This window comes from Pseudoduganella flava, from assembly GCF_007830495.1.
GTDB lineage: Bacteria > Pseudomonadota > Gammaproteobacteria > Burkholderiales > Burkholderiaceae_D > Rugamonas > Rugamonas flava.
The window spans coordinates 275021-289682 of the sequence record NZ_VLKW01000007.1 but is presented as its reverse complement, the minus strand read 5'-3'; the positions used below and the strand labels follow the sequence as shown (position 1 = coordinate 289682).

The window sequence follows — 14662 nt, the reverse complement described above, 5'->3', positions numbered from 1 at the left end:
ATAGGGGCGCTATAATGCGCACATTTTCCGCAACGCGCCCAGCACTCGCCGGCGGCGGCATTCATTTTTTCACAAGGAATTCCATGAGCCTCAAATGTGGCATCGTCGGCCTGCCGAACGTCGGCAAGTCCACCCTGTTCAATGCGCTGACGAAGGCCGGCATCCCGGCCGAGAACTACCCGTTCTGCACGATCGAGCCGAACGTGGGCGTCGTCGAGGTGCCGGACCCGCGCCTGAAGCAGCTGGCCGAGATCGTCAAGCCGGAACGGATCGTCAACGCGATCGTTGAATTCGTCGACATCGCCGGCCTGGTCGCCGGTGCGTCGCAGGGCGAAGGCCTGGGTAACCAGTTCCTGGCTCACATCCGCGAAACGGATGCGATCGTCAACGTCGTGCGCTGCTTCGAAGACGAAAACGTGATCCACGTGGCCGGCAAGGTCAGCCCGCTGGACGACATCGCCGTGATCCAGACCGAGCTGGCGCTGGCCGACCTGACGACCGTCGAGAAAACCATCCACCGCGAGCAGAAGAAGGCCCGTTCCGGCGACAAGGAAGCGGCCAAGCTCGTCGCGCTGCTGGAAAGGGTGCAGCCGCAACTGAACGACGCGAAACCGGTGCGCGCACTGGGCCTGACGGCCGAGGAAATGGCGCTGATCAAGCCGCTGTGCCTGATCACGGCGAAGCCGGCGATGTACGTGGCGAACGTTTCGGACAACGGCTTCACCAACAACCCGCTGCTGGACCAGTTGACCGACTACGCGAAGGCGCAGAACGCGCCGATCGTGACGATCTGCGCCGCGATCGAAGCCGAGATCGCCGACCTGGACGACGAAGACAAGACCGCGTTCCTGGCCGACATGGGCATGGACGAGCCAGGCCTGGACCGCCTGATCCGCGCCGGCTTCAAGCTGCTGGGACTGCAGACCTACTTCACGGCGGGCGTGAAGGAAGTGCGCGCGTGGACGATCCACGTGGGCGACACGGCACCGCAGGCGGCCGGCGTGATCCACACGGACTTCGAGCGCGGCTTCATTCGCGCGCAGACCATTTCGTTCGAGGACTTCATCACGTACAAGGGTGAGGCCGGCGCGAAGGAGGCGGGCAAGATGCGCGCCGAGGGCAAGGAGTATGTTGTCAAGGATGGGGATGTGTTGAACTTCTTGTTCAACGTGTAAGCGAAACTGTCTCTTGTTACTTGACCTCGACTCTTAGTCTGCGTTTTGCGATGGGCGCTGGATTGACGTGACGCACGCGTCGGCGATCAAGTCAACGATTTCACGTCCGTCAGCATGACTTTGACACCGTGCCATTCAAGGGGCAGCCCAGCAAACCGGGCTGCCCTTTTCTCATCCACTCTCGCGCTGCATCATGATCGAGCGGTAGCGGCCTGGTTCGCCTTCCCGGCCTGCTGCAGTTCGACGCTGGTCCAGATGTGCAGCGTCTTGACGAGCGCCAGCATGTCGGCGCTGGCGCCGCGTCCGATGTGTTGACAGCGGTTTTTTTGCGCGCCGCTTCATAAACCTCGGTCGATCTGCTTTTTTCGAGGCCCGTGACAATCTGAGAGATTCGATTTATTAACATATGTTACCCTTTGTAATTTTGTACTGAGGGAAGACATATGGTCGCGCGCAGCTTTGAAGGCACTACGGGCAATGACACCATCGCCTCTGCTATCGACGGCTTGCCAGGCGTCTACGCGGGCCTGGACGGCGACGATATCCTTCAAAGCACCCAAAGCGCGGATACCCTGCTCGGTGGCGCGGGCGACGACACCCTCAGCGCCACAAGCTCAGCAGCGCTGCTGGACGGTGGTGCCGGTAGCGATACATTGGTGTTCGGCTCGAACGACCAGGCCCCCACCGTGGCGACGGGCGGGGCGGCGACTGATACGTTCGTGCTGCGCGCTAATTCGTCAGGTGCAACCATTACAGACTTCACTTGCGGCTCCGGCGGCGACCGGCTCGACCTCAGCGAATGGTTGGCGTATGCCCGCAATGACGGCGGAGGCAATCCGTTCAGCCAAGGGCATTTCGCATTGTTCCAGTCCGGGGCCGATACTGTCGTGCGGTGGTTTTGGGAGGGCGACAAGGGAGGCAGTGAGCAAGATGTTCTCGTGCTGAAGGGCACGTGGGCCGCGGATTTTGTTGCAGACAACTTCGTCGGCGGGTGGCAACCGGACGGTAGCGCCATCGCGCCCGTCGTGCGGACCCCCTCGGCCGCTGCCGACAGTATCGACGGTGGCTGGGGAGACGATACACTTGGCGGCGCGGCGGGTGCCGATACGCTCGCCGGCGGCCGTGGCGACGATGTGCTCGACGGAGGTGCCGATGGGGACCGGCTTGCCGGCGGCGCTGGCGACGATACCCTCGATGGCGGAGCGGGGGACGACACCCTGGTCGCGGATGGGGGAAGCGATCAACTGTCCGGCGGAGCGGGGAACGACGTTCTGCACGTTGTCCAGACGGAGGGGCAGCATGTGACGCTGACGGGCGGCGACGGCACCGATACGTTCTCGTTCGACTATCGCATCCAAGGCGGACAGCAAGGGGCGGAGTGGATCGTCACGGACTTCCAGGCTGGCGACGGCGGCGATCGCATCGACCTGACGCCGTTCCTGAACATGCTGGCGGATGTGCGGCCGGTGCCCGGTAACCCGTTCGATATGGCCGGGGGATACCTGCGGCTGCTCCAGCAAGGTGGCGATACGCTGCTGCAGTTCGCCCCGTCCGGCGTTGCGAACGGCCAGTTCGAGACGGTGCTGACCTTGCGTGGCGTATCCGCGACGGCGCTCACGGCGGCCAATTTCGGCGGCGCTTCCGTCGACGGCGCGCCAATGGCGCCCTTGGCGTTCGTCGGCACGCCAGGCGCGGACACGCTGGCGGGCACCGGCTATGCGGACAGCATTACCGGTGGCGCCGGAGACGACAGGATCGACGGCATGGCAGGGGCAGATACGCTGGTTGGAGGCGACGGCAACGATACGCTCGCAGGCGGGCCCGGCAAGGGCATGCTCGACGGCGGTGCCGGCGACGACCTGCTGATCCAGGACCACACGCACGTCGGCGCGAACACGATGCTGGGAGGGGATGGCAACGATACGCTCGTGTGCGATCCGGGGTTCTCGGATGGTGCCGTAACCGCCGATGGCGGTGCGGGCGACGACCTGTTCACGCTTGCTGTCAACGGGTCGCAGGCCGCGGTGCTGCTGACCGGCGGCACCGGCAGCGACACTTACCGGCTGCTCCATACCTATCCCGGCAACGCGCCGGCTGCGGTCGTCACAGACTTCGACCCTACTGCGGACCGTGTCGACCTCTCGGCGGCGATGAATGAGCTTGACGAGCGCGCGACCGGCGCGAATCCATTCGCGTCCGGCCACCTGCGCCTCACCCAGGTCGGCGCCGATACCCACCTGGAGCGGACGTCATGGGCGGGGCAAAGCACGCTGCTCATCCTGAAAGATACCGCGCTGGCCAGCCTCACGTCCGTCAATTTCGGTGGCATCGATCCGCATGGCACGCCGGTTACAGGCGTGCAGCGCGTCGGCACGGCCGGTGCCGACCAGCTGCAAGGCACCGACTTTGCAGATACTCTGTCCGGTAATGGCGGCGGCGATCGCCTGGAGGGCAATGGCGGCGCCGACGTGCTGACGGGTAGCGACGATGCGGGCGACGTGCTGTTGGGAGGCGGCGGCAGCGACACGCTGTCTGGCGGCGGCGGCAACGACCTGCTTAGCGACGCGGCGATGCCGATAGAGGAATCCACCGGTTCTGCGCAGCTTGCCGGCAGTGACAGTCTTGCGGGAGGCGCCGGCAACGACACACTGTACGGTGGCGGCGACGTCGGCAACGACACGCTCGATGGCGGCGCAGGTAATGATTTGCTGGTGCTGAGGAGGGCGGCGACGGGAACCGTGCAGATCGGCCGAGGAGGCGACGGCGACGATACGATCGTGGTCGGGAATCCCGCAGTCGGGCATTGGCAGGACGCAGGCGCGATATCGGTCAGTGGCGGTGCCGGCTCAGACACGTTCCGCCTGGCGGACCGCAATGCCGCCGAGGTGGTGACGATTACCGATTTCACGGTTGGCACAGGCGGTGACAAGCTCGACCTTCTCGACTATCTCGATACGCTGGCGGCCGCCGGAGAATACGACGGCGGCAATCCTTTCGCGCACGGGCTGCTGCAACTCGTGCAGTCGGGTTCCGATACCCTCCTCACCGTCACCACGGCATCCGGGTTTCCGACAACGATAGCGCGCTTGGCGAACGTGACAGCAGCCAACCTGACGGCCGCAAACTTCGCCGGCGGCTACGCACCCGGCATGGCCCACGTTGCCGGTGCCACGGCAAGCGGTACAGATGGCGACGACGTTATCGGCGGAACGGTATTCGACGACGCGCTCGACGGTGGTGCCGGCGATGACGTGTTGCTCGGCCGTGGTGCGCGGGATACGCTCCACGGCGGAACCGGAGCCGATACGCTGAGCGGAACGGGCACGCTGTTCGGTGACAGCGGCAACGACGTGCTGCTGATCGATCGCTCGGCCGGCCCTCTGCCCCAAGTGGCGGACGGTGGCGACGGCGACGACGTTTTTGTCATCGACCGCCAGGATGGGGCAGGTACGACGCTGACGGGCGGCGCGGGCAGCGATATCTTCCGCATCATGCCGTCCAAGGAGTTATTTCCGCCTGTAGGGACAGCGGTGACGATCGCCGATTTCCAGGCGGGTCCGGGCGGGGACAAGCTCGACCTGTATGAGTTATTGAAGAAAAGCGGCCCGTTCGACGGCGAACCGGGACTGTTTGCTCACGGCCACGTGCGGCTCGAACAGGATGGCGCCGATACCGTGCTGCACTGGTACCAGGCGCGCGCCGGGCTGGGCTATCCAGAGATCGCCGTGCGCCTCGCGGGTGTCAACGCGGCCAGCCTGACCGCAGCGAATTTCGTTGGCGGTATCGATCCAGAAGGTAGCGCAGTGCCAGGCGTGGCAATCATGCTTGGCGCGGCAGCCTCCGGTGCAGACGGTACCGCATTCGATGACACGATTGTCGGCGGCGCTGGAGCCGAGCGGATCAGTGGCCTGGGCGGCAACGACGTACTGACGGGAGCGGTGGGTGACACGCTGATCGGCGGCGCGGGTGCCGACACCTTCGTGCTGCGCGACTCCGGCGTCATGCTGGAGGATGCGGGCAAGGACGATACCGTCCGGATTGAATATAGCACTGCCTATTACAAACCTGATCTCGGTGTCGGCAAGGTCGAGGTGGGCCTGAGCACCGGTATGACACTGGAGGCAAACAACCAGGGCTGGTTGCAGGGCAATACCGGGGCCGATACGCTGCTTGGCTGGAGCCACGGCGATACACTCGACGGGGGCGCCGGCGCGGATCGTCTCGAAGGGCGCGGTGGCGACGATGTGTACGTCGTCGACAACGCAGGCGACGTCGTCGTCGAAGCAGCCGATGGTGGCCAGTCGGACGTTGTGCACACAACGCTCGACCGCTACACGCTCGCCGCGAACGTCGAGCAGTTGGTCTATGTCGGCAGTGCGCGGTTTGATGGTACTGGCAACGAGCTCGATAACCGGCTGACTGGCGGCGCTCTTGGGGACACGCTGCATGGTGGCGGCGGCAACGACGTGCTGTCTGGCGCTGGCGGTAACGACGTCCTCGACGGTGGCGCGGGCACTGATACGGTCGTTCTCGCGGGCGAGCGAAGCGACTATGCGGTGACACGTCCAAACGCGATCGATATCGTGCTGACCCATCGCGTCAGTGGAACGGAAGTAATCGTGCGCAATGCCGAACGGTTCCTGTTCGATAGCCAGGTGTACACCCGGTCCGACCTGCTCACCGGCATGATCACCGACTACGACGATACATTGATCGGGTCCGATGCGGACGACACGCTCGACGGTGGCCTTGGTCCCGACGCAATGCTCGGCGGGGCTGGCGACGACCTGTACGTCGTCGATGATGCAGGCGATGTCATTACGGAGCTCTACGGCCACGATGCCGTGCGTGTCAAGCTTGCGTCCGGCGCCGTGCAACTGGCGTTCGGCGTCGAAGATGGCATCCTTGCGGAAGGCGCGTTTAACGCCGTCCTCGTCGGTAATGAGCTGGACAACCGACTTACCGGCAATGCGCTCGACAACAGCATCGAGGGCGGCGCTGGAAGCGACACGCTGGACGGCGGCGCTGGTGCGGACACGATGGTCGGCGGCGCCGGCTGGGATACGTATTTCGTCGACTCGGCGGACGATGTCGTCATCGAAACAGGCTCGGAGTACGATCAGGTGATCGCTACAACGGCCAGCTACGTGATGCAGGCCGGCGTTGAAGGCCTGATTTATCGCGGCAACGGTCCGTTCGTGGGGACCGGCAACGACGAGTCGAACCACTTCGCTGCGGAAGGCACGGGCGATCTGGTATTCGACGGCCGCGGCGGCGCCGATTCCGTGTCCGTGGACGGCAAGTTGGCCGACTTCGAAATCGCCCGGCCGAATGCTACGGACCTCGTGTTAATCCGGGAGGGCCAGACGCTCACGCTGCGGAACGTGGAGACGCTGATCGTCGGTGGGACCCAATATAGTGTCACGTGGATCCACGCGACGCGCCCATCCGCGTTCGATGACGACATCAGCGGTACTGACGGCAACGATATGATGGACGGCCTGGCGGGCGCCGATACCATGGCCGGCGGGAAAGGCGACGACACTTACGTGGTCGATAACCTGAAGGACGCCGTCATCGAGCGGGAAGGCGGCGGTCACGATACCGTTCTTCTCAATGTCGGCGCTGGTAACGACACCGCTGGCAGTTACTGGCTCGTTGAAATGGTCGAGGACCTGATCATGTCCGACAAGGCCGCCCCCAAGTTGTCCAGTGTGACCGGCAACTACCAGGATAACTACATACGGGGCAACCAGTACGCCAACTGGATCGATGCGTCACTCGGCAACGACACCCTCGACGGCGGCGGCGGTGCCGACACGCTGTACGGCGGGAGCGGCGACGACGTCTATCGCATCGACAACGCTGGCGTTGTCGTGCGCGAGGATCAGAACAGCGGTTACGACACCGTCGTCACGAAGCTTGCCGCCTATACGCTGCAGGCCGATGTCGAAGATTTGCGTTACCAGGGGAATACGTCGTTCACCGGTACCGGCAATGGTCTGGCTAACGTCATCACGGGGGGCATCGGCAACGACACCGTCGACGGTGCCGGAGGAATCGACACCTATGTGGCGGTCGGCGCGTTTGCGGACTACAAGCGGGCGCGGCCTAACAAGACGGATCTGGTGCTGTCGAACGGCACGCAGACGATCACGCTAAGCAACATCGAGAAGGTGCAATTCAGCGATGGCGTGAAGACGTTGGCGGAACTGTACGAGAACGTGGCGTCGGAAGGAAACGACAAGCTGACAGGCTCGGATGGCAACGACAGCCTGAACGGGCTGACCGGCAACGACGAACTGCGCGGCGGCAAGGGCGACGACATCTATGTCGTCGATAACCCCGCCGACATGATCGTGGAGCTGACCGGGGAGGGCCACGACACGGTGCAGGTGGCATTCCGGGCTTCCGGTACCTATGTGTTAGCGTCCGATGTCGAAGATGCGGTCGTCACGGCACCCGCTGCGCTGGCCGTCGGCCTGGCAGGCAACGAGGGCGCGAACACGCTGACCGGCAACGACGGCGCAAACACGCTGTCCGGTAACGGCGGCAACGACTCGCTGTCGGGCGGCAAGGGGAGCGATGTGCTCAGCGGCGGCGCGGGCGACGATCTCCTCGACGGTGGCGAAGGCGCCGATAAGCTGGCCGGCGGCGACGGCAACGACACGTACCTCGTGGATGCCGCGGGCGATACGGTTACCGAGGCAAAGGGGGGCGGCAGCGACACGGTCAACACGACGCTGGCCGCGTACACGCTGGGCGCGGACGTCGAAAAACTGACTTATACGGGTACCAACGCGTTTGCCGGCACAGGCAATGCCGCCGACAACGCGATATCCGGCGGTGCGGGCAATGACAAGCTTGCCGGCGCGGCGGGCAACGATACGCTGGCCGGCAACGGCGGCAGCGACGTGCTCGATGGTGGCTCCGAAGACGATACCGCGGTCCTGACGGGCAATCGTGCCGACTACACGATCACGCGGGCGACCGCGACCGACACGGTGTTTATCCGTGCCGGCGAATCTGTCACGGTACGCAATATCGAGAAGATCGAGTTCGCCGACGGCACGGCGGACCTGAAGGACCTGTACCCGAATCAGCCGACTGACTTCGGCGACTACCTGCGCGGCACCGATGCCGGCGAAACGATCAATGGCGGCCTTGGGAACGACACGATGGCCGGCGGTGCGGGCAACGACACGTACGTGATCGGCGAAGCGCTGGACGTGATCGAAGAGAGTGCCGACAACGGCACCGACACGGCCGAAGTGGCGCTGGCCTCGGGCACGTACACGCTGGTGGACAACGTCGAAAATGGCATCGTCACCGGCAAGGGCGCGGTCAGCCTGACTGGCAACGCTGCCAATAACGCGCTGACCGGTAATGGCGCCGCGAACACGCTGACGGGCGGTGCCGGCAACGACACGCTCGACGGCCAGGCCGGTGCCGACAAACTGATCGGCGGCACGGGCGACGACACGTACGTTGTCGATAATGCCGGCGACACTGTCACCGAAGCGAAGGATGGCGGGAGCGACACCGTGCAGACCACGCTGGCGAAGTACACGCTGGGCGCGTTCACCGAGCATCTCGTTTATACGGGCACCGCGGCGTTCGCCGGCACCGGCAATGCGGAAGCCAACGGGATCATTGGCGGCACCGGCAACGACACGTTGTCCGGCATGAGCGGCAACGACACGTTGGCCGGCAACGGCGGCACCGACGTGCTCGACGGTGGCACCGAAGACGACACCGCGATCCTGGCCGGCAACCGTGCCGACTACACGGTCAAGCGCACGACGGCGACGGACACGGTATTCAGCCGCGCCGGGGAATCGGTCACGGTGCGCAATATCGAGCACATCGCGTTTGCCGACGGCACCGTGGACCTGAAGGACCTGTACCCGAACGAGCCGACGAACTTCGGCGACTACCTGCGCGGCACGGAAGCCGGCGAAACGCTCAACGGCGGCCTGGGTAACGACACGATGGCCGGTGGCGCGGGCAACGATACGTACGTGATCGGCGAAGCGCTGGACGTCATCGAAGAGGGCGTGGACAAAGGCACCGATACGGCCGAAGTGGCGCTGGCGTCGGGCACCTACACGCTGGCGGAGAACGTCGAGAACGGCATCGTCACCGGCAAGGGCGCGGTCAGCCTGACCGGCAACGCAGCCAACAACGCGCTGACCGGCAACGCCGCGGCGAACACGCTGACGGGCGGTGCCGGCAACGACACGCTCGACGGCCAGGGCGGCGCCGACAAGCTGATCGGCGGCGCAGGCGACGACACGTACTATGTCGATAACGCCGGCGACACCGTCACTGAACTGAAAGACGGCGGGACCGATACCGTGCGCACCGCGCTGGCCAAATACACGCTGGCGGCCGAAGTGGAGAACCTCGTCTACACCGGCACCACGGCGTTTGCCGGCACCGGCAACGCGCTGGCCAACACGATCACGGGCAGCACCGGCAACGAGACGATCGACGGCGCAGCGGGCAGCGATACCTATGTCGCAACTGGCGCCTTTGCCGACTACGCGCGCCAGCGCCCGAACGCGACCGACCTGGTGCTCGTGAAAGGTAACCAGACGATCACGCTGAAGAACGTCGAGCAGGTGCAGTTCAGCGACGGCGTGAAGACGCTCGTCGAGCTGTACGACAACGTCGCGTCGATCGCGAACGACAAGCTGACCGGTACCGACGCCAACGACCTGCTGAACGGCCTGGCCGGCGCCGACGAACTGAAAGGTGGCAAGGGCAACGACACCTATGTGGTCGATAACGCCGGCGACATCGTCATCGAGAACGCCGACGAAGGCATCGATCTGGTCAACGTCGCCTTCACAGCCAAGGGCACGTACGCGATGACGGAAAACGTCGAGAACGCGACCGTCACCGCAGCCGCGTCGATCGCGGTGAACGTCACCGGCAATGCGCTCGACAACGTCATCACCGGCAACGATGCGGCCAATGCGCTGACCGGCGGCGCCGGCAACGACGTGCTCAATGGCGGCAAGGGCAGCGACACGCTGACGGGTGGCACGGGCAACGACACGTACTACGTCGACGCGGCCGGCGACAAGGTGGTCGAAGAGGGCAACGACAGCGACGACAAGGTCATCACGACGTTGACGAATTACACGTTGACAAACGGCGTCGAGAAGCTGGTCTACGACGGCACTGCGGCCTTCACCGGCACGGGCAACGGGGCCGGTAACCAGATCGACGGCGCGGGCGGCAACGACGTGCTCTCGGGCGCGGCGGGCAACGACGTCCTTCAAGGCTTCGGCGGCAATGACAAGCTCGATGGCGGAGCGGACAACGACGAGCTGTATGGCGGCGCCGGCAACGATACGCTGCTTGGCGGCGCCGGCGATGATCGCCTGCTGCCGGGCGAAGGCGTCGACCTGGTCGATGGCGGTGAGGGCAAGGACAACGTGGTCGTGCAGGGGAACTTCACCGACTACGCACGCCAGCGTCCGACGACGACCGACACGGTGCTGATCAACCTGACGACGCATGAGCAGGTCACGCTGCGCAACGTGGAGGCCGTGATCTTCGCCGACGGCGAGAAGAGCCTGGAGCAGGTGCACGAGAACACCGCAAGCCCGGACGCAAACAACATCGTGGGCACGGACGGCAACGACCTGCTCGATGGCCTGGCTGGCGCGGACCAGCTGGCCGGCGGCAAGGGCGACGATACCTACGTGGTCGACAACGCCGGCGACGTGGTCACCGAGAACGCCGATCAGGGCACCGACCTGGTGAACGTCGCGTTCACGGCCAAGGGTACCTATGTGATGGCCGAGAACGTCGAGAACGCAACCGTCACCGCGGCCGCGTCGATCGCGGTCAACGTCACCGGCAATGCGCTCGACAACGTCATCACCGGCAACGATGCGGCTAATGCGCTGACCGGCGGCGACGGCAACGATGTGCTGAACGGCGGCAAGGGCAGCGACACGCTGACGGGCGGCGCCGGCGACGACCTGTACTACGTCGATGCGGCCGGCGACAAGGTGCAGGACGACAGCGGCACGGACACCGTCATCACGACGCTGGCCAGCTACTCGCTGACGACCGGTATCGAGAACCTGAGCTACGACGGCAAGGTGGCATTCACCGGCACCGGCAATGCGCTTGCCAACGTCATCACGGGTAACGCCGGCAACGACGTCCTCCGCGGCATGGAGGGCGACGACGTGCTGGTCGGCGGAGCCGGCAACGACCGCCTCACAGGCGATGCCGGTGCCGATACGTTCGTGTTGGGCGAGGGCCTCGACACGGTCACCGACTTCAAGACCGGGGTCGACAAGCTGGCCATCGCACTGAAGATCGGGGATCGCGATACCGTCATCGAGGATGCCGAAACGAAGGCCGCGCCGGGTGGCTTCTCGGTCGACGCGGAACTGGTGGTCTTCACGCAGAACGTGACGAGCCTGACGACGGCGAATGCCGCCAAGGCGATCGGCAGCGCGGCGGGCGACTACGTGCAGGGCGAGACGGCACTGTTCGCGCTGCACAGCGGGACCACGACGGCGCTGTATCTGTTCACCAGCAGTGGTGCCGATGCCGTCGTCAGCGCGGCGGAGCTCACACAGATCGCCACGCTGACCGGTATATCCCAGATCGCCCAGTCCGACTTCAGCGTGGCTGCATCGTCGTAGCCGGGGTGCCACGCCGACCCGGCAACGCCGCGTCCGTGAGAACGGACGCGGCGTTTTGTTTTTTGTCAATGACTTCGATGGCGGCCGGCGCCCGTTAGAGAATGCACTCTCATGCAATATTTGGAGAGATTTCTACGCGTTAACACGTGTTACATTTGGTAACTTTAGCGGACGGCTTTGTCCGCTGTTACCGACTTGTTACGCGCACGGCGCGTCATTCCACTGTAAGGGCTAAGCCATGGCATTGATCGAAGGAACCGCACAAAACGACACTCTGCAGGGCGCAGGGGGCGACACATTCATGGGGTATGACGGTAATGATGTGATTGTCGCGGGGAGCGGCGGCTACAGCGAAATCGATGGTGGCGCTGGTACGGACACATTGTCGGGCCTGTCGGCGCTCGAGTCGTATTTCGGGGTGTCCCGATCGGGACCAGACAGCGTATCGATCAGCGGTATGGTGGACGGCAAGTACACGGCGTATTCCGTGAAGGGCGTCGAATATTTCGATTTCGCTGGAAAAATCTACAAGCTGTCCGACTTCGTCGGTATTGTCGGCACGGCGGGCAACGATAAACTGACGGGGACGACGGGCAACGACACCATCGATGGCCTCGCGGGCGCCGATACGATGACGGGCGGGGCCGGCAACGATACCTACTTCGTCGACTCGTCGGGCGACGTGATCGTCGAAGCGGCCGGTGGGGGAACGGACAAGGTCGAAGGAACCGCCACCAGCTACGTACTGCCCACGAACGTTGAATCTTACTTCTTCAAAGGCACTGGCAACGCCGCGGTTACCGGGAATGGCAGCGATAACGTGATTTATGGCGGCTCGGGTAACGACCGGCTCGACGGAGGTGCGGGCAACGATGACTTTTTCGCGGATGCGGGAGACGACACGATTCTGGGCGGAGCCGGCAATGACACGATCGTGGCCTCTTCAGGCAACGATTACTTTTATGGTGGAGATGGCAACGACGGTGTCATGATGATGGCCGCGCGCGACAATTACATGGTCGTTCGCCTGAACGCCACCGATACGATGTTCTACAACCTGTCGACAGGCGGTGAATTAACCGTTCAGGGTGTCGAGTCGTTCAGCATGGCCGGTACGACGTATTCCATTTCGCAGATCCTCGCTTCGGTCCCGCAAGGCGGTAACGACTGGGTGAAGGCGACCGACGCGAACGAGGTCCTTACCAGTAACGGCGGCAGGGACACGCTGGAAGGCGGCGGGGGCGACGACACCTATCTCGTGACGGGTGCGGATGTCATCGTCGTCGAAGCCGAGAATGGCGGCGACGACACGGTCGAAGTGTCGTTCGCCGGGACCCAGCCGTATCAGCTCGCCGCGAACATCGAGAACGGCCGGGCATTGACCCTGGATGCCGCGGTCGGTCTGGCGGGCAATGCACTCGACAATACGCTGATCGGTAACGCCGGCGCGAACACGCTGCTTGGCAACGGTGGCGACGACATCCTCGACGGTGGCGCGGGCGCCGACCGCCTTGCGGGCGGTACCGGGAACGACATGTACCTGGTCGACAATGCCGGCGACGTCGTGACCGAGGCGGTGGGAGAAGGAGACGATATTGTTGGGACGACGTTGGCCAAATACACGTTGACGGCCAACGTCGAAAATCTGTACTTCATTGGCACAGGGAACTTCGCCGGTACCGGCGGCACGTCCGACGACCTGATCGTCGGCGCCGCCGGCAACGATACCCTGTCGGGGGCGGATGGCAACGACACGCTGTCCGGCCGGGAAGGCGCCAATGTGCTCGATGGCGGCGCAGGTACCGATACGGCATTCCTGACCGGTAACCGCGCCGACTACACCATGACGCGTACGACGGAGACCGACACGGTGTTCAGCCGCGCCGGGGAATCCGTCACTGTGCGCAATATCGAGAACATTCGCTTTGCCGACGGCACCGTTGAACTGAAAACCCTGTACCCCAACGTTGCCACGGACTTTGGCGACTATCTGGTGGGCACCGATGGCATCGACGTGCTCAACGGCGGCCTCGGCAACGATACGCTGGCCGGCGGCGCCGGCGACGATCACTACGTGGTCGACAGCGCCCTGGATGTTATCGAGGAGGGCGCGAACAACGGCAAGGATACGGTCGAGGTTCGAATGGCCTCCGGTACCTACACGCTGGCGGAGAACGTCGAGAACGGCAAGGTGGCGGGCAGTGGCGCCGTTGGCCTGTTTGGTAACGCCGGTAAGAACTGGCTCACGGGTAACGACGCCGCGAACGTTCTCGACGGCGGCGCCGGCAACGATACGCTCGACGGCGGCCTGGGTGCGGATGTGCTGATCGGCGGTGCGGGCAATGACGTCTACCTTGTCGACAATGCCGGCGACAAGATCACGGAACTGAAGGATGGCGGTTCGGACTTCGTCAACACGTCCCTGACGAAATACACGCTTGGCGCGGACCTCGAAAACCTCGGTTACATGGGTGATGCCGCGTTCAGCGGCACCGGTAACGCTCTCGCCAACATCATCATCGGGGGCGCAGGCAACGATACGCTGGCAGGTGGCGCCGGCAACGATACGCTGTCCGGCTATGGCGGCACTGACGTGCTTGACGGCGGCAGCGAGGAAGACACCGTCTGGCTCGATGGCAATCGCAGCGACTACACAATCACGCGGACGACGGCAACGGACACCACGTTCAGCCGCGCAGGCGAGTCGGTCACTGTGCGCAATATCGAGAAGATCGAGTTCGCCGACGGCACGGCGGACCTGAAGGACCTGTACCCGAATCAGCCGACTGACTTCGGCGACTACCTGCGCGG

General features: G+C 64.2%; 3 protein-coding genes. All 3 read left to right on the top strand.

Translation table 11 applies throughout. The annotated features are described in order from the left end of the window. The first annotated feature begins 83 nt into the window (after positions 1-83). A complete protein-coding gene (ychF, locus tag IP92_RS19145) occupies positions 84-1175 on the top strand; it encodes a redox-regulated ATPase YchF (protein ID WP_145877971.1) in 1092 nt (363 codons plus the stop codon). A gap of 443 nt (positions 1176-1618) precedes the next feature. Beyond that, entirely contained in the window at positions 1619-11851 is a 10233-nt protein-coding gene (locus tag IP92_RS30725) for a calcium-binding protein (protein ID WP_145877967.1), read from the top strand. 238 nt (positions 11852-12089) lie between these two features. Then, positions 12090-14662: beta strand repeat-containing protein (locus IP92_RS29955; protein WP_229418855.1), on the top strand; the 2573-nt coding region annotated here is incomplete at its 3' end.